Genomic DNA, 17,035 nt, shown 5'->3' with positions numbered 1-17,035 from the left:
ATGCGCAATGTGGCCCGCCAGCCGCTATGACTGGACTTCGCGTGTCGCGATGCTTGCCACACGGGTCATGACGGATTGGCCAAAACCACGTGCGCAGCCAACTGAATAGAGGCGTTCATGTTTTTTGCTCTACTTGTCGGTTCGGCCATGATGATCGGGTCATTGGGTATCTCGATCGCCCTGTTCAGCATTGCGGCGCGTATGCTGCGATGGCTTGATGACACAAAGGCATTCGGCTACGCCCGCCTGCCGCTATTCTATGATTTGACGGTTGCAGCTCTTTGGATCCTCTTGGTGCTGACCAGCTCGGTTTGGGGCTGGGCGATGCTGTATCTTGCGCTTGATCTTTTCGACGCGCTTGAGCCGGCGCTCTATTTTGCCATCGCGTCGTTTACAACAGTGGGCTACGGCGATCTCGTGCTTGAACCGGGCTGGCGTCTCTTGGCGGGGATGACAGCAACCCACGGCTTGCTGACGTTTGGGCTGTTCACAGCGTTTCTCGTTGAGGCATTCAATTTTCCGACGCGCGCGCGGCGTCGTTGATCCGTATCAATATGTGACTGAGCCTGTTGAGTATCTTGATCCCAATCAACTGATTAAGGATACAAAATGCCGGACCTGAACCACTTTCAAAAACAAATCACCGACCGCCTTGCAGAATTGGATGTGCGCATCCACGAGGTCGATCATGAGTTGGGCGAACCCAAATCAGCGGACCTCAACGAGCAGGCCATCGATATCGAAGATGACGAAGTGCTGGAAAGCCTTGGGGCCGCTGCCCAGAAGGAAGTTGCACTGCTCAAGCTGGCACTACAGCGCATCAAAGATGGCTCCTACGGGATTTGCCAGAAATGCGAAGAGCCCATCTCGGAGGCTCGGTTGGAAGCAGTCCTTTATGCGCCGCTTTGCAAGCGTTGCGCGCAACACGCCTAGAGACTGCGCCGCACTGCCCAGAGGGTCGCAAAGGGGCCGGCCAACTCGAAAAATACAGTCGCACCAATGGTGAGGCCGATGATTTGATCTTCCCACAATGGAAGCGCCTGTCCCGCCAGTAACGCCATGCCAATGGCAACACCTGCCTGAGGCATCAGCGCTGCGCCATATAGGTGGCGCTCTTGGTGCGGCACTGCCGAAATTGCCGCGCCAAGCCAACCACCCAGCAGCCGCGAGATGGCACGCAAAGCGATGAACGCCACACCCATCAAGCCCAACTGGTTGAGCGTTTCCAGTTCAAGTGCCGCTCCCGCGAGTATGAAAAAGACGATCATAAAGGGCCACTGAACATGCTCGATCTCATGAAAGGCGCGGGTGTGGTGCCGTGCAAGATTAACAATGAGCGCACCAACCACCATGCCAGCCATCAGGAATGACACGCCAAGCCAAACCGCAAGTCCTGCTGTCAAAAACCCGATTGCAAGAGCTTCGACCTGCAACGGTTCACCCTGTTCAATCCTTCCAGTCAGAAAGGCCGCAGGCAGCCCGATGACAAGACCCAAGACAATCGCACCGCCGATCTCGAGTAGAACTGGCACGCCAACATCATCGGCTTGACCCACGAACTGAGATGCAATCGCGAGGCATAAGCTAAAGACCAGCAATCCCCATGCGTCATCAATCGCCACGATGCCTTTGACGATTTCTGTGAACCTGTTGGTGATACCGCTCTGCTTGATAACGTCGAGTGTCGCGGCAGGAGCGGTTGCTGTGGCAATGCTGGCAAGCACCAGCGCGAGTGCTGCATCCATTCCCATCAAAACCAGACCGACGGTAACAACGATCAGGGTAGTCAGCACAACTGCCAGCGAAATCACGAGAATTTCAACCCCACGTGCTTTGAGTGTTTCCAGCTTGAGCGAACCGCCCAGCAAAATCGCCACCAGCGTCAAGGCTGTGATCGTGACGGTGTCCGTCAATTCGGTCATCCGTTCTGGCACCAACCCCAAGTTGCCCGCCACCAGTCCACAAAGCAGCAACAGCGTCACGCGCGGGATATGAGTGCGGCGGCCCAGTTGATCGGCAGCCAAACCAACGCAGAACAGAATACCCAAGGTGAGAAGCGCATAGGGGTCAATCATGCAGTACCTTCCGGATTCCGTAGCAAAGAAATTTCATCGCTGCATCGCTTCAAGGTAATCCAGCAAGGCTTCAAAGTCCGCTTCAAGCACTTCACTGTTAGCTCCACCTTTCGGGTACACATGGCTCAACCCTACACGTGCAAAGTCTGGCATCGGCCCCACCATCACCCCCTTTTCCGTGGCACTGGGAGCATCCTTTGGCTTAGGTTGTTTTTCCCCGTTTTGCTGGATCTTGGGTTTCTGTCCAAACCAGCGAACATGCGATCAGGGCAATTGCCTCAAAGCTGGCAATCATAAGGGTCTTGATGTGCATGGGCGCGGCTCTGCGAATTGTATTCTTTGTTTCGTTTCGCATGACCGCTGGGCGGGGCGATTGATATGCATCAAGGGCAGGGTCAAACTGCCACGTAAGGCTACCGTAATTATGCGCATACCTTCCAATATCTACAATGAGCGGAGCGATATATGACTACAGCCTCCGTCCTGCCCACAAAACACGTTAGCGCTTCGGTTGCTGACGGTGCGCTTGTGCTTAGCGGCCAGTTGCTAATCGACACAGTTGATCAGCTGTATGAGAAATTCGCAGAAGGTGTTGAACGGATTGATGTTGGATATCTGTCCCAAATGGACACTGCTGGCGCGTGGTTTCTGGTAGACTATCAAATGCGCGCCGCGCGAAATGGGGCACTGCTTGAAATCACCGGAGCGACGCAAGCGCAAACGCAGCTTATGGAAACCGTCGCGCGCAATATGCCTCCCGATGACAGACCGACGCACAAAGTTCTAACGCTTGCGGATAGGTTGGAGGCTTTCGGTCAAAAAGTCACACGCGGTTGGCATATGACGGTGGAGCTGATTTCATTTCTCGGGCAGGTAATCATTACTCTAGGTGGCATTTTGCGGCATCCAAGCCGCCTGCGCATGACCTCCGTTGTGCATCACTGTCAGGAGATTGGCGTCAGCGCTGTGCCCATCGTGGCGCTTATGGCGTTTCTGATCGGTGTCGTGCTGGCGTTTCAGGGGTCCGCCCAGCTGCGCCAGTTTGGTGCAGAGGTGTTCGTGGTCGATCTTATCGCGATTTCGATCCTGCGCGAACTGGGCATCTTATTGACGGCCATCATCGTAGCGGGGCGATCTGGTTCCGCTTTTACCGCGGCAATCGGTTCGATGAAAATGCGCGAAGAGATTGATGCGATGCGCACGCTTGGGCTTGATCCGGTGACAATTCTTGTCGTGCCACGTGTGCTGGCCCTTATGCTGATGTTGCCCGCTCTTGGTTTCATAGCGGATATTTCCGGATTGATTGGCGGCGCACTGATGTCGTGGATTGAACTCGGCGTGTCTCCTGCAGTTTTTCAGACACGGTTGGTCAGCAACACGGATGTCTGGCATTTCAGCGTGGGCATGATCAAAGCACCGTTCTTTGCCCTGATCATTGGCATCATCGGGTGCTATCAGGGTCTAAAAGTCGGTGGGAACGCGGAATCTCTGGGCCGTCTAACGTCTGCTTCCGTCGTGCTCTCTATCTTCATGGTGATCGTAGTCGACGCAATGTTCTCGATCTTTTTTGCAGTGGTAGGGGTGTGATGCAAGTCAAGGACGATCCTATTATCAGGGTGCGCGGTCTTGTGACCCGCTTTGGAACGCATACCGTGCATGACGGCCTTGATCTGGATGTGCAGCGGGGCGAGATCATTGGCGTGGTTGGTGGATCAGGCACCGGCAAATCGGTCCTGCTGCGTGCGATTGTCGGTTTGCTTGAACCGGACGCGGGGCAGATTGAGGTATTTGGTCAAAGCGTGCGCAATACATCAGATGCAGAAAATCGCGCTTTGCGCCGCAGGTGGGGCGTCATGTTTCAGGATGGCGCTCTGTTTTCGTCGCTTACCGTGCGCCAAAACGTTGAAGCACCGATGCGTGAACAGCTAGACCTTGAAGATACCCTGCGCGAAACCTTGGCTGGAATAAAAGTACGCATGGTAGGATTGCCTGAAAACGCGATGGCGAAGTATCCTTCCGAGTTGTCTGGCGGCATGCGCAAGCGGGCGGGATTTGCTCGGGCGATAGCAATGGACCCTGAGATTGTTTTTCTTGATGAACCAACGGCGGGTCTTGATCCCATCGGGGCGGCCGCATTTGACACATTGATCAAGCAGCTGCAGGCGGCGCTAGGTTTAACAGTTTTCCTTGTGACGCATGATCTGGACAGCCTGCATGCCATCTGTGACCGGGTTGCCGTTCTGGCGGACCGAAAGGTTCTGGCCGTTGGAGCGATGGAGGAGATGTTGGCGGTCGATCACCCTTGGGTTCACGAATATTTTCACGGACCGCGTGCCCGTGCGGCGCAGTCATCGGCGAACGCGGGAGGGGCGCAGTAATGGAGACCCGCGCGAATTACATCCTGATCGGTATCTTCACGCTGGCCGCGATCCTTGGCACTCTAGGCTTTTTCATTTGGCTCGCCAGCGTGCAGGTGAACAAACAGTATCAAAGTTACGGCATCCTGTTCGAAGATGTCTCGGGCCTAGATCCTTCCGGTGACGTGCTTTTTAACGGCATTTCCGTGGGTCGCGTCATCGGCTTGCAAATCGCGGCGCAAGACCCCTCCAAAGTGTTCACCACAATCGAGATCGAAGGGGATACGCCTGTCCGTTCCGACACAATCGCGCAGTTGCAATCGCAAGGCGTGACAGGTGTCGCCTACATTTCACTCTCGGGGGGGACGCTAGCCGCCCCGCCGCTGGTCGCGGATGCAGACGGTTGGCTGATAATCCCGTCTAAACGCTCGACCGTACAAACACTTGTTCAAGATGCACCCGATCTTCTAAATGAGGCAACGCGCCTGTTGGAACAGTTTCAGGCGTTGACCGGACCCGAAAATCAGGCCTATGTCACCAACATCCTGCGCAATCTGGATGCGTCCTCCAGTAATCTAGATCAGGCGTTGAATGACTTTTCACAGATCACTGGAACAGTGCGCGAAGCGACGGTCCAGATCACTGATTTCACAGACCGCCTTGATACGATCGGGGCCTCTGTCACCACCACGCTTGAGCAGGCCAACGAAACGCTTGATGCTGCAACCGGAGCATTCGAGACCGCGGATGCGGCCCTTGCCGGATCGGTGACGGCAATAGACAGCGTCGAAGGCACCTTCGATCAGGCGCGGCAGATACTGAGTGCGCAGGTGCCGGATATTCTTGCGCAGATATCCGATATTGCAACACAAACGAATGCCGCAATTACCGATCTGCATGCGCGCTCTGGGGCCACGCTCGATGGTTTCACCAACACGGCTGGATTGCTCAATGCCCGACTGGCAGAATTGGAGAAAACGTTGCAAGAGGCCAGCACGGCGTTTCTGGCTGTGACGGATGCCTCCGATAGTTTTGATGTACTGGTCGATGGCGATGGAACCCTGCTTGTGTCTGAAGCCCGCGCGGTAATCGCCGACACACAGGACGCTATTGCAACAATTGATTCAGTGGTGCTGGATCAGGTTCCCGCAATCATGACGGACATCCGCACGGGGATTACCAAGGCTGGCGAAGCTGTTGACGACGTCGCTTCGAATCTGACCGGGCTTACCGATCGTTTCGATCCAATGGCGGTTGAAGCGCAGGAGGCCATCGCTTCAGCCAAAGCGTTGTTCATCAGCGCGCAAGGCAGCCTCGCGGCACTGGAACAAACCCTTGATGTCACCGAAAGCACGTTAGGCTCGGCCCAGACAACCTTTGATGCGGCAAGCAGAGTCTTGGATACCGATCTCGCCCCCATGATGACCGACATTCGTAGGGCGTCAGATGAGATCAGTCAGGCCATCTCGGACGTCGCCAAAGACATGCCGTCGATCACATCAGAGCTGCGTGCCTTAATCGCCCGAAGCGATACGGTGGCGCGTCAAATCCAGACCGCTGTTGCAGACAGCACACCTGGCATCGGTGACTTTGCCAACAAGGGCCTGCCCGAACTCACCCGCCTTGCATCTGAGGCGCGCACGCTGGTGAGTACGCTGGGCAGTCTCGTGCGCCGAATCGAACAGGACCCCGCGCGCTTTCTGCTTGATGGCCGCGTGCCCGAATACAGGAGATAGACAGATGTTAGACCTCACCCGTAGGACGCTATTGTTCGGCACAATGTGCAGCCTGAGCGGTTGCGGCACGCTCTCATCGCTGAGTGCTGCGTCAGAACCCCTAGATACCTATGATTTGCGCCCAGTACCGGGATCAACGAGAGGCGCGCGCAAATCCCGCACGCTTTTGGTGGCAAAGCCACAGGCCTCTGCAGCGCTGGCAACCGACCGGATCATGGTCAAACCTGACCCAGCCGCAATCACGTTTCTGCCTGATGCCCGCTGGAGCGATGAATTGCCCGCAATGCTGCAAGCCCTGTTGATCCGAAGCATATCCGAGACAGGCCGCGTAGCTTACGTGGGGCGCACAGATGCGGGGCCAGTCCCGGACAAGGCGCTATTGGTCCGATTGGATGCGTTCGAAGTGGTAGCACTGACGGGGGGCATGTTTGAAGTCCGTGTCGAAATTGACCTGACGATGGTCAATGATCGCGACCAAACGGTTGCTGCTTCAAGGCGATTTGCAAAGACCGAGGCGATTGCCACGGACCAGACACGCGATATTGTGACGGCTTTTCAGACGGTCATGGATACACTCTTGCCGCAGATGTCAGACTGGGCTGTTCGGCACGTCTAGGCTTGTGGCGAGATTGAGCACTATTCTTGAATGTCCTTTAGATAAGCAATCAGATCGGCAATCGGGCGGCTGGTCAAAATCGGCTGACCGCTGTCCATTTTGAGGGCTGTGTCGTCGCCCTCAAAGAACGGACCATAGATGGGCATGGGCGAGCCGTGGCTGACGAGCGGGTCACGTCCGTCTATTCGCGTAACAACCCGTTCCATAGGGAACCCGTCGTGCCGTTTGACTAAATCCCGCAGAGATGGCGGCTGCAAAAGCAGGGCAGGGGCCAGCGGGCCGTTTCCGCGCGCTTCAAGACCATGACAAACAGAGCAATGCATTTCATATAGCGAGGCACCGGCCTCTATGTCCTGAGCGATTGCCGCGTTTTGGCCTGCGAGCATAGCGAGTAGAATTGCGAAGGATTTTTTCATCGGGGGATCTCCGTTTGGCAAAGCGTATATATGCCCCGGTCGGGCAGGGCGCGTTGATCTAGCTCAATCGGTCGATTGGCTTCGCATGTGGGTCGCATTGATAAAACTCAAACCGTGCTTGGAAAGACATCCTAATCAGAAGCCATAATTTGGTTCTTCAGGAAGGAAAACAAAATGGTCTCACGTCGGACAGTGATCACCTCGGGCCTGTCTGTCGCGGCCATTGGCGCAGCTGGATATGCGACATGGCCAAAGCTTGACGGTTACAATGAAGAAGTTGCCCGTCAGCGGAGACTGTTGTCAGCAGACCCAGAGCGCCATGATTTGTTGCGCATGGCGACACTGGCGGCCAATGGGCACAACACCCAACCGTGGAAGTTTCGCTTGAACGATAACACAGTGACCATCCAGCCTGATTTTTCCCGACGTACCGAAGTTGTTGATCCTGACAACCATCATTTGTTCATCAGTCTTGGCTGCGCGGCGGAGAACCTGAATATTGCCGCGCAAGCGCGTGGTTGGAATGCGACAACGGCCACGAAAAGCACAGATATCGAAGTGATGTTGGAGAGTGCCGCGCCGTTGGAGACTGACCTTTATCAAGCGATCCCGTTGCGTCAATCAACACGCTCGCAATACGATGGCCAACCAGTTTCAGCCTCCGACATTGCCTTGCTCAAGGCCGCTACAGAGCAGGGCGGCGTATCAGTGTTGCTTCTCACCGAACCCAAAGCGCGTGAAGATATTCTGGAGTTTGTTGTCGAAGGCAACAGCGCGCAAATGGATGATCCGGCGTTTGTAGCTGAACTGCGCGATTGGATCAGGTTTACGCCAGATGAGGCCTTGCGCAGTGGTGATGGCCTTTTCGCTGCATGCTCGGGCAATCCAGTGGCCCCCGGATGGATCGCAGAGCGTCTATTTGGTCAATTCTTCAAGAATGACACCGAGAACGACAAATACAGCAGCCACATCAGGTCTTCTGCAGGGATTGCGATATTCATTGGCGATCAAGAAGATCCCGCTCATTGGATCAAGGTCGGACAGAGCTTTCAGCGCTTCGCATTGCAGGCAACGGTCCTTGGAATCCGAACTGCGCACATCAACCAGCCGATTGAAGTACCGCGATTGCGTGGGGAATTTGCGCGCTGGATGAACATGCCAGACGCACGGCCTGATTTGATCGTCCGGTTTGGCAGGGCACCCGCGCTGCCGATGTCGCTGCGGCGCCCTATCGAAAGTGTCATTGTGTGAGGCTTTCAAAGCCAAAGGGGAATTGACACGCATCAATCAATTCAGCGCGGGGGCTGGCACACTGACAGCATAGCGAAGGCTGAGGAATGCAAACGTGCCAGACTCAAAACCCACCAATATCGCGCTGCCCAAGGGGCTTCCCGTCAAGCGCTTGCGCGCATCCTGTGATCCTAAAACACTTGGCTTCGATACGACCGCCTCGTTGAAACCAGTGAAGGATTTGATTGGTCAGGGCCGCGCGATTGATGCGATCAGGCTGTCCGCGCGTATCGCCCACAAAGACTTTAATCTCTACGTACTGGGGCGCGAAGGTACAGGGCGACACACTGCCGTTGCAAAATTGTTGGCTGACGTTGCGGCCACCCGCCCAGTGCCTTGCGACTGGGTCTATGTGAATAACTTTGACGCCCCTCATAAACCTAATGCGATGAAACTTGCGCCCGGCTCAGCGGCGACATTAAAGCTGGCAATGCAGCAGCTGGTTAATGATCTGGCCAACGAAATACCGGCTTTCTTTGAATCCGAAGAGTACCAGACACAACGGCGTGCGATCGAAGAGGAACTTGGTCAAAAAAACGAGGAACCGATTGCCGAGTTTTCTGAACGTGCGCAGGCCGAGAATGTAGCGCTCCTTAGAACGCCGATGGGGTTCATGTTGTCTGCGATTGTCGATGGTAAGCCGGTGAAACCAGATGTGTACGAAGCACTATCTGTTGAGGAACGCGAAAAAATCGACGCCAAAATTGAAGCCCTGCAAGAGCAATTGGCGAGCATCCTGAAAAAGGCGCCGCTTTTAGAAAAGGAGCATCGGCAAAGGATCGAGGCTTTGCATGCAACAATGGCGGAACGTGCTGTTTCGATTAGAATAAAGGAAGTTGAACAGCAGTTCACAGCGTGTCCCGCGGTTTTGACCTATTTGGAACAGGCCCGCGTCGACATGATTTCAAATGCCGAGCTGTTTTTGGTGTCTACGGGCCAATCCGACAATGGCCCGTTTCCCGAAGTCATCCGTAAGTATCACCAAGATCCGCATTTCGCACGATATGCGGTGAACATCATGGTCTCGCATGGGCCCGGTCCGTCCTGCGCACCGATTGTGCGTGAAGACCTACCAACAGTTGATCATTTGACTGGGCGGATCGAGCATGTGTCCGAGATGGGAGCACTTTCCACAAACTTTACTCTTATCAAGCCGGGTGCGTTGCACCGTGCGAATGGTGGGTATTTGGTGTTGGACGCCCACCGTATTCTGTCAGAGCCTTACGCGTGGGACACGCTCAAACGCTGTCTGCAAAGTGGATCCATTTCGATCAGTTCATTGGCTGAACGGCTTAGTCTCTCCTCGACTGTCACGCTTGAGCCTGATCCAATTCCGCTGGATGTGCGTGTCGTCCTTGTCGGGGATCGGCGGATTCATATGTTGCTGGAACTTCTTGATCCTGAGTTCGCGCAGCTTTTCAAGGTGCAAGCCGACTTTGAAGATGACCTTCCGCGCACTGCTAAAAACACACGGGCATTGGCGCAGATTGTAGGTGGGTATGCGGCTAAGCATGGCATCAAGCCTCTGACAGCGGCGGCTGTTGCGACCCTTTTGGATCATGCAGTCCGGCTTGCTGATGATAGCACGAAACTGTCACTTGAGCTTGGCGCGCTTACAGATGTGATGCGAGAGGCGGATTTCTATGCAGCTGAACAGATGCGTGACCTTATCGGTGACGATGATGTCGTGAAAGCGATCCATGAGGCGAAACGCCGGGCCTCGCGGACTATGGAGCGCATGCAGGAAGCCGTAACACGCGAGACCATCTTGATTGATACCAAGGGCACATCAGTTGGCCAGATAAATGGTTTGGCTGTTGTCGGGATCGGTAAAAATTACTTTGGACGTCCCTCACGCATTACGGCGCGCGTGCGGATGGGCACAGGCAAACTGGTGGATATCGAACGCGAAGTTGAGCTGGGCGGCCCCCTGCATTCAAAAGGGGTACTGATCCTTGGCAGCTATATCGCGTCACACTTTGCGCTGGATGTTCCAATGTCGTTGCACGCCAGCCTTGTGTTCGAGCAAAGTTATGGCGGCATCGACGGAGACAGCGCATCATCGGCCGAGCTGTATACCCTGCTTTCTGCGCTGTCAGATGTACCTATCCGACAAGGCCTCGCAGTCACTGGGTCGGTAAACCAAAACGGCGAGGTACAGGCCATTGGCGGTGTAAATGAAAAGATCGAAGGGTTCTTTGACATCTGTGTCCCACGCGGCCTTACCGGTGAGCAGGGCGTTCTGATCCCTGCATCAAATGTCGATAACCTAATGTTGCGCCCTGATGTCGTAGAAGCCGCAAAGGCTGCAGATTTCCGTATCATTCCGATCAAGACAATTGATCAGGGCATTCAAGTGTTAACTGGGATAACCGCCGGTCGTCGGGGCAGGGGCGGCGCGTTCCCTGCAGCCAGTATTAATGGTCTGGTTGAAGCAAAATTGCGCAGCTTCGCTGAAACACGGCGCAGCTTTGCGTCTCAAAATAATGCGGACCATGATAAGGCGCTAGAAAAATGAGCCCTCAAAAGTCACCCCATCTGCGGATACTGGTTGGTGCGGGCTCTTACGTAGATGCCGCCGCTGCACTGCGCATTGTTGAGAAGTTAGCAGGCAGTTTTCAGGCAACACTTGGCGGTGTCTTGGTTGAGGAAGAGACGCTGGAGATATGCCAAATCCCCGACCAACGTATTGTTCAGGCCAGCGGGACAACGACTTTGGCCCCCAGCCTTAGGCAGATACGCATGCTAATAAACGCCGACGCACGTGCGTTCCAGCAATCACTTGAACGGATCGCTGCTCCAAACGCTGTGAATTGGATTTTTGCGCAAGAGAGAGGCGGGCTTGTTCGCACTTCGCTTCATACCGCCACTGGATGGGATCTTCTGATCATCGGGTATCGTCAAATGCATCAGGTGCCAGGAAAGATCGTGGTTCTCCAGAATGATGGCTCCTCCAACGAGGCAATAAATAACATCTCAAACCATTTGTCCGATCAGCTTTCCGTGCCAAGTGTCACGTTTAATGTCACGGACGGGCCTGATGAAAAAACAGCGCCGCCAGCGACCAATACCATTCAATTCCGTACCCTCAATGACAGCCTGAAGGTACTCACCCGAACAAACGCAGAGGCCGTCTTGGTTGATCTCAGGCGTGGCCCAGTTCAAAGCCAAAGCGATCTTACGCGTGTAATTGATGCTGCCCGGTGCCCTGTCATTGTGTTTGGCGCGTCCGAACGGCAGGCGCATTTGGAACACAACATGCACATGCCATCTGTATCGTAATATGAACTAGGAGTCTTGTGTCTGCTTGAGCTCGTTTCCTTGAGCACCTGCCAAGAAGCTGTAGTCAGGGCACGTACCTAGTTGGTCGCGGATTTTGGATGGATTCCAAGTAGTTTGCTACCTCAACCAGCTTGATCGGCACTAACGTGATCAAACCGTTCCCAGTATCGAATTCAACCATGTCATTGTCGAGAAATTCCTCGAAAATAGGCATGTCTTCGCGGGGGTTGGTGGCTTTTAGATAGCCGTCCAAAATAGACATGACCTCAAGCATCGGCCAGACACCATCTCGTCTTGCAGCAATCCTTGTCAGGTCTGCGGGTGGGGTACCCAAACCCGCGGCACGTATTCCGTCACCTCGGCCAGTGGCACCATGGCAAGAGACGCAATTTTTCTTGAACAAAAGTTCCCCTACGTTTTGGGCTTCAACCGAAGTTCCGACACCAAGAAAGAGAACGATAAACAGGAAGAACTTCATATGTAACCTACCATTTCAGCATTGTTTGAAGTTTGAGGGATTGGCCAACAGAGCATTTGCTTTCATATCTGTCCCAAGGTGCCTTTCAGATCTTTCTCTGAGCCTTTTAACTTTGAGATTTACGCGGCCTATCATCTGTCGGTAGGCAAGCGAGGAGCCAACATTCCAACCGCGCCGCCGCAATTCATGTTCTGCCGCTTTATGAATAGGCATATCGTTGATGAAATTATCAATGCGCCGCCATGCCCCTTCGATCTCCATTTTAATCCACGAGTGGGAAACGTTTTGAGGCATCAGCCAGTAGACGATCCCAGAAAACAAGCCGCGTTGAATATCCTTGCCGATCAAAGCGAAATGGATACGGGAGGGGATAAAACTTGCCCGACATAGCGCGAGAAGCTGCGTAGTTTTGGTGTCGCACTGGCCCATGCCAGTTTGGATCGTTTCAGATGACAGAACAAGGTCGCCTTTCTGGGGGAACCCAAGGGCTATTTCGTCGTGTACAAACAGAAAAAGGTGCTTTATCTTTTTACGGTCCGTTTTAGCCCGAGCCATCAAGTATTGTGCCTTCGCCTGAGTTACAGGGTGATCTGAATCTGCAAGTACCATTGGCAGGTCCATTCTGATTTAAAACTGTGTACAGATGCCAATATGCACTTCGGACGGCCGCACCTATTGATTCAAATCATATTGCACGCTTCGATCTCGATTAGACTCCTAGTGCGATGGATAACAATACCACTTACGTTTTTCGCACAACGGAAGAGAGGCCTTGTACCGTGACACGACACAAACACTGCTATGGTACCATGTTTCACGACAGTCTCCATTTTTCACGCAATGATACCATGCAGGGGAAGGTGTTCACCTTTGAGGTGGATAGTGCCGGATTGGCCCGTTCTAAGCGGAGCATTCAAACCGATATCGCCGAGTGGGATGACTGCGTTGCCTGTCCAGAGTTTGAGCATTGTTATAAGCTCTGCATGGCCAAATTGAGCTTGGAATCCGCAATCTCTGACAAATAATTCCCGCATTCGCCCGCACCTAAGATGCCAAAAAGGGTGCCTATTCGTTGAGAGATTTATTCATCTGGCTAAATGAGCAACTGCTACATATGCAATGGCTATCAGATTTGGTCAGATGGGTTCTGCAGGACGGTCTGGGTCTGGACATGACTACACGGTTCGCTGGCAGCATCCATTTTTCATCTATGATATCATAAAGATTTTATTATTGCTGTCTGTCCTGATCTTCTAGATTTCTTATATTCAAAGTTATTTCCCGCCCGAACGCACACCTCGTATTTTGGGACAGCGCCAAGGATTAGGCGCAAACACAATGGCAGCGCTTCTGGGAACCCTCGCACCTTTCTGCTCGTGCTCATCCATACCGTCCATGATCATGCTCAAGCGGGTCGTCATACTGCCCTTGCCAGCCATCTACTTGTTTGAAAAGAATACAGAATATGATCATTAAGATCTTAGAATCTGGCTGCAAAAAATGCTTGGTATTGGACGGTAATATCGAAGAAAATCACAGATAGTGTTGCCAAAGCGCGGTTTGGAATCATGTCAACGCCCGGTCCCGTTATGAATGGCCAAGTAGCCACTTCAGGGCATGTTTTGAACGCCTCTGAGATCGGCCAGTTACTTGCGCAAGGGTCTTGAGGAAAACTGAAGGCCGTAGCAGAGCTGCTCTGGATCGTTGACCCTTAGCAAGGAAAGTCACATAAGGTTTATTATGTTTTATAATCCGCTAAACGCTTAGGTTCTGGCGCGTTGCAGAGCAACGTGGCGGACAGCTTCGACCCCCTTGGGGTGTAAGGCAAATACAGAGGAGATTGGCCATTCGCTCAAACTCAAAGTGTCTCAGCAACAATAGCAATAACGAACAAATTTTGGGGTGATACTAAGAAAACAACTCTAGGTTCTAAAACAAAAAGTTGGAGACCAAACGAGGCGAAAGCTTCCATTTGCGCTTTCGCCGCTGCTTTGGAAGCCTCTTTTGCTACTCGCTGCGCATCATCAATGATCCGACGGGCTTTGTCCGAGTGAGAGCACGTAGGCGCGCAATCCCTTAAATAGCGATTGGCATCGCTTACCAAGCCAGATTTCTCAACGACTTCCCAAGATTTATCATCCTCAATCTTCTGAGCGGCTTTCGCAACGCGAATGAGGCGGTTTGCTGCATTCCGGTGCGCGCATCTTGGATTACAGCTGTCTAAATAGCTCTGAGCAGCTTTGATTGATCCTACTCTTTTAGCTTCTGCCCAAGCCTTATCGTCTTGGGCACTTTGAAATTTTCTAATTTTTGAAGTGGCTTCGTCTTTGTATGCACAGACTGAATTGCAGTCTTTGATGTAGTCTTTAAATGCCTCAGGACTGTTCTTTGTGGTGGCTAGAGACCATGCAAGCTGATCGTTTTCCCTGTTTCCTGAATTTGCGTTGTACTCTTCTGCCGCACAAATTTTCTCAACACCATCTTTGAACTTGGTGATCTCATTCTTTTGAGAGAAGTAATCGACACAATTTGACATGCCAACAGCAAGGCAGCTGAGGCCGCAACCTATTAAAAAACAAGCCATTTTGTCTTCTTGAGGCTGCTGTGCACAGGTGGCAGCACACGTTTCTACAACGGCTGCTGTGCCTGTATATTCTGAAAAGAGGTCAGTATATTTTTTCGCATAAACGATCCTGCCAGCTGCGCAGTTGAAGGTTTGAGCGAATGCGACGCTAGACATCATTAGTATCAATATGAAGCTGCATAAAAGGGTTTTGAGAAGTTGAAATTTTTTCAAATTAATCACGATTAATCTTTCGATTGTTCCAAGTATTAGCTGTTTTGATATGGATTCTTATCTGTCATTTCACGCCATGCATACCGCTTAAAATACGGTACGAGCTTTGATTTGATAGCGTTCGACATCTTGTTCATGATGATGATCTGCTCCCACTATTTCAACCCACTAACTTATTCGGAAACGCACCCCCACCTCCCCTACTGACTCCCCGCGTTCGTTCTTGGTGGTGTTGTCCGCCGTGCGTTGACCCGCCATATCGGAAACCAACTGCAAGACCTCCTGCACTTTGAGTGCGAAGAACTGCTTGATCGTGCAGTTGTCAAATATCGCGCAAAAACTGTCTCACCGTAAAGCTGCTCTGCGGCCATGTGGGCGCGGGTCTGCGTGAACAGCCACACCCGCAGCCCTGCCTCGCGATATTGGCTCATGAGGACGATCAGATCAGGACTATAACCGAGGGTGGCGCTTCATCGACTAGGAGCGTCACAGAACGTGCCGCCCCTGGTCTGCCGATAGCCAAGCCAAACACACCGATCAGCATGTTCATCCACGGCAGAGCGAGAGTTAGCTTGCCAGACGGTACCAGTAGATAAATCGTCAGGTTCTTTTTCTTGAGATCCGCTGCGTTGAGGCCGTTCTTTTTGACGTGCGCACCAAACGAAGTTGGGGGCGGATAGCCTGCCGTAGTCGATACGGACTCTCCGACAAATCGCGGTCCACCTTCTATCTGATTTATGGAAGGACCTCGCCAAAGCTCGGGAGTTGTTTGTATTTGGTGTTGGCGCGTGCTGCTGACCGATCGGGATGGTAACGGTACTGATTGCGCCGTTTTACATCGCGTCCCGTAGCCTGAATTTGGCCAACGGTTTTGGCGCTGGTCCAGAAATCATCACGGGCGGTACGGACAACGCCTTGATCCGCTTGCGTTCTGCTAAACTTGCAATGGGTGTGTCGTTACGCAGCATCAACCTCGGAGGCAAGCTTTAGCACGGCATCTCCATCATCCTGCTTGATGTAGAGCGCAGGGTCATCTTGTGTGCCGTTGCGGGTGACTTCATTGCCCTTGATCGTGCGCGTGGTCTTTTCTTCAAAGACCGATTGCACTTCACCTGACCCGTGGCCATTGCCCCACGACCATTTAACCTTATCCCCTTCGGAAAAGCTCGCCATCTTGCACCTCTGTATCTTGTAAAGCGGAAAAAAAACGCCCCCGCATATCTGGCGGAGGCGTTTGTCTGGATTATTTCTCGACCGCATCTTTCAAAGCGCCGGCTACACCGCCGTTGCCGTCTGCGTCTTCAACCGCATCCTGAATGTCCTTCTCCACAGTAGCATCACCTGCTGCATGATCGGCGTCCGCTTTTTCGCCGTGCTGGTCTTTCAGATCGTGATGCTGTTCGGATCCTTTGAATCCGATGACGGTTTCTTCACTGCTGTCGTTCTTCGGCTTTGGTGTCTGGGCAGTCATAGGTGCCTCCTTTGGCAAATTAACATTCCGCCTTTTCATGCGGCTTGGGGAAAGAACGTGCGCGGCGCGCAGTTGGTTCCATTACACGGCAGCGGCGAGCGGCTTTGCCCCGACAAATTCCCATGCTTGGGCCGCATCGCCCGCGTCAAAGGCCTTGGCCTCGACGGGAATGATCTTATCCATGAGGTTGATCATTTTCGCAGCCCTGTCCGGTGCGCCAACCACAGCATAGCGATGTACACGGCGCAGCGCGCGCAGGCGCGATGTAATGACATCCCCGTCCAGCATACTGTCCCAATCGCTGCCGGTGAAACCGGTCAGATCTAGCAGCATATTCACTTTGTCGGAGCGGTCGAATACGGCGTTCATGTGCTCGGCCATTGCCTCGGACGCATCATCGTCAATATGCCCGCTCACGCGAAAAGCGTGAACAGTTTGCGTATCGGTTGGAATCTCGGTGATCGGTCCTGACTTAAAGTGGGTCATATTGGTTCTCCTCTTTCATAACCCAACAAAC

The 17,035-nt window shown here is 53.2% G+C and carries 20 protein-coding genes; 11 read left to right on the top strand and 9 right to left on the bottom strand.

Going from position 1 to position 17,035, the window contains the following annotated elements; all coding sequences use genetic code 11:
• Nucleotides 1-117 precede the first annotated feature (117 nt).
• Both Q0903_RS18595 and Q0903_RS18590 read left to right on the top strand, forming a co-directional pair.
• Nucleotides 118-543, top strand: a complete 426-nt coding sequence (locus Q0903_RS18595; protein ID WP_299031328.1) for an ion channel — start codon at nt 118-120, stop codon at nt 541-543.
• Nucleotides 544-609: 66 nt separating this feature from the next.
• Nucleotides 610-933 (top strand): TraR/DksA family transcriptional regulator, encoded by a 324-nt coding sequence (locus Q0903_RS18590; protein WP_299417758.1) that lies wholly within the window; start codon nt 610-612, stop codon nt 931-933.
• Here Q0903_RS18590 and Q0903_RS18585 read toward each other — a convergent pair.
• Nucleotides 930-2,075 carry a cation:proton antiporter gene (locus Q0903_RS18585; RefSeq protein ID WP_299417756.1) on the bottom strand — a complete coding sequence of 382 codons (1,146 nt, stop codon included), beginning with the start codon at nt 2,073-2,075 and terminating at the stop codon, nt 930-932. The genes Q0903_RS18590 and Q0903_RS18585 overlap by 4 nt on opposite strands.
• Before the next feature lie 465 nt (nt 2,076-2,540).
• On the opposite strand from Q0903_RS18585, the gene Q0903_RS18580 reads away from it, so the two are divergent.
• Genes Q0903_RS18580 through Q0903_RS18565 form a run of 4 tightly spaced genes read left to right on the top strand, consistent with a single transcriptional unit; the run spans nt 2,541 to nt 6,784 of the window.
• The gene (locus Q0903_RS18580; protein ID WP_299417754.1) at nt 2,541-3,662 is read left to right on the top strand and encodes an MlaE family lipid ABC transporter permease subunit; all 1,122 of its coding nucleotides are present in this window, start codon (nt 2,541-2,543) and stop codon (nt 3,660-3,662) included.
• Nucleotides 3,662-4,453, top strand: a complete 792-nt coding sequence (locus Q0903_RS18575) for an ABC transporter ATP-binding protein (protein WP_299031340.1) — start codon at nt 3,662-3,664, stop codon at nt 4,451-4,453. Before Q0903_RS18580 ends, Q0903_RS18575 begins: the two co-directional genes overlap by 1 nt.
• Complete coding sequence (locus Q0903_RS18570; protein WP_299417752.1) at nt 4,453-6,168, top strand: MlaD family protein; 1,716 nt, start codon at nt 4,453-4,455, stop codon at nt 6,166-6,168. Before Q0903_RS18575 ends, Q0903_RS18570 begins: the two co-directional genes overlap by 1 nt.
• 4 nt (nt 6,169-6,172) lie before the next feature.
• Complete coding sequence (locus tag Q0903_RS18565) at nt 6,173-6,784, top strand: ABC-type transport auxiliary lipoprotein family protein (RefSeq protein ID WP_299417750.1); 612 nt, start codon at nt 6,173-6,175, stop codon at nt 6,782-6,784.
• Between the two features lie 20 nt (nt 6,785-6,804).
• Here the strand turns inward: Q0903_RS18565 and Q0903_RS18560 are convergent, their stop codons facing one another.
• Nucleotides 6,805-7,200, bottom strand: coding sequence for a cytochrome c (locus Q0903_RS18560; protein WP_299031348.1), 396 nt, complete (start codon nt 7,198-7,200; stop codon nt 6,805-6,807).
• Between the two features lie 174 nt (nt 7,201-7,374).
• Between Q0903_RS18560 and Q0903_RS18555 the strand changes: the two genes are divergently transcribed.
• The 3 genes from Q0903_RS18555 (at nt 7,375) to Q0903_RS18545 (ending at nt 11,772) form a co-directional block, all read left to right on the top strand.
• Nucleotides 7,375-8,451, top strand: a complete 1,077-nt coding sequence (locus Q0903_RS18555; protein WP_299417748.1) for a Tat pathway signal protein — start codon at nt 7,375-7,377, stop codon at nt 8,449-8,451.
• A gap of 94 nt (nt 8,452-8,545) precedes the next feature.
• Nucleotides 8,546-11,008, top strand: coding sequence for an ATP-binding protein (locus Q0903_RS18550; RefSeq protein WP_299417746.1), 2,463 nt, complete (start codon nt 8,546-8,548; stop codon nt 11,006-11,008).
• A complete protein-coding gene (locus Q0903_RS18545; RefSeq protein WP_299417744.1) occupies nt 11,005-11,772 on the top strand; it encodes a hypothetical protein in 768 nt (255 codons plus the stop codon). Before Q0903_RS18550 ends, Q0903_RS18545 begins: the two co-directional genes overlap by 4 nt.
• Nucleotides 11,773-11,836: 64 nt before the next feature.
• On the opposite strand, the gene Q0903_RS18540 is transcribed toward Q0903_RS18545, so the two are convergent.
• Nucleotides 11,837-12,250, bottom strand: a complete 414-nt coding sequence (locus Q0903_RS18540; protein ID WP_299031358.1) for a cytochrome c — start codon at nt 12,248-12,250, stop codon at nt 11,837-11,839.
• Between the two features lie 15 nt (nt 12,251-12,265).
• Nucleotides 12,266-12,859, bottom strand: a complete 594-nt coding sequence (locus Q0903_RS18535) for a transglutaminase domain-containing protein (protein WP_299417742.1) — start codon at nt 12,857-12,859, stop codon at nt 12,266-12,268.
• A 696-nt stretch (nt 12,860-13,555) separates the two neighbouring features.
• On the opposite strand from Q0903_RS18535, the gene Q0903_RS18530 reads away from it, so the two are divergent.
• The gene (locus Q0903_RS18530) at nt 13,556-13,726 is read left to right on the top strand and encodes a hypothetical protein (RefSeq protein ID WP_299417740.1); all 171 of its coding nucleotides are present in this window, start codon (nt 13,556-13,558) and stop codon (nt 13,724-13,726) included.
• Between the two features lie 11 nt (nt 13,727-13,737).
• On the top strand, nt 13,738-13,917 hold the full coding sequence (locus tag Q0903_RS19795) for a thioredoxin family protein (protein ID WP_366141517.1): 180 nt from the start codon (nt 13,738-13,740) through the stop codon (nt 13,915-13,917).
• A gap of 191 nt (nt 13,918-14,108) precedes the next feature.
• On the opposite strand, the gene Q0903_RS18525 is transcribed toward Q0903_RS19795, so the two are convergent.
• The 5 genes from Q0903_RS18525 to Q0903_RS18510 form a co-directional block, all read right to left on the bottom strand.
• On the bottom strand, nt 14,109-15,056 hold the full coding sequence (locus Q0903_RS18525; RefSeq protein ID WP_299417738.1) for a hypothetical protein: 948 nt from the start codon (nt 15,054-15,056) through the stop codon (nt 14,109-14,111).
• A 159-nt stretch (nt 15,057-15,215) separates the two neighbouring features.
• The gene (locus Q0903_RS19790) at nt 15,216-15,377 is read right to left on the bottom strand and encodes a TraM recognition domain-containing protein (protein ID WP_366141516.1); all 162 of its coding nucleotides are present in this window, start codon (nt 15,375-15,377) and stop codon (nt 15,216-15,218) included.
• A 627-nt stretch (nt 15,378-16,004) separates the two neighbouring features.
• Nucleotides 16,005-16,220, bottom strand: coding sequence for a DUF2945 domain-containing protein (locus Q0903_RS18520; RefSeq protein ID WP_299417737.1), 216 nt, complete (start codon nt 16,218-16,220; stop codon nt 16,005-16,007).
• A gap of 70 nt (nt 16,221-16,290) precedes the next feature.
• Nucleotides 16,291-16,518: a hypothetical protein gene (locus tag Q0903_RS18515; RefSeq protein ID WP_299417736.1), complete on the bottom strand. Its 228-nt coding sequence runs from the start codon at nt 16,516-16,518 to the stop codon at nt 16,291-16,293.
• A gap of 81 nt (nt 16,519-16,599) precedes the next feature.
• Entirely contained in the window at nt 16,600-17,004 is a 405-nt protein-coding gene (locus Q0903_RS18510) for an STAS/SEC14 domain-containing protein (protein WP_299417735.1), read from the bottom strand.
• Between the last annotated feature and the right edge of the window lie 31 nt (nt 17,005-17,035).

This window comes from uncultured Sulfitobacter sp. (genome assembly GCF_947502895.1).
In the GTDB taxonomy this organism is placed as follows: Bacteria; Pseudomonadota; Alphaproteobacteria; order Rhodobacterales; family Rhodobacteraceae; genus Sulfitobacter.
This window is presented reverse-complemented; position numbering and strand designations above follow the sequence as displayed.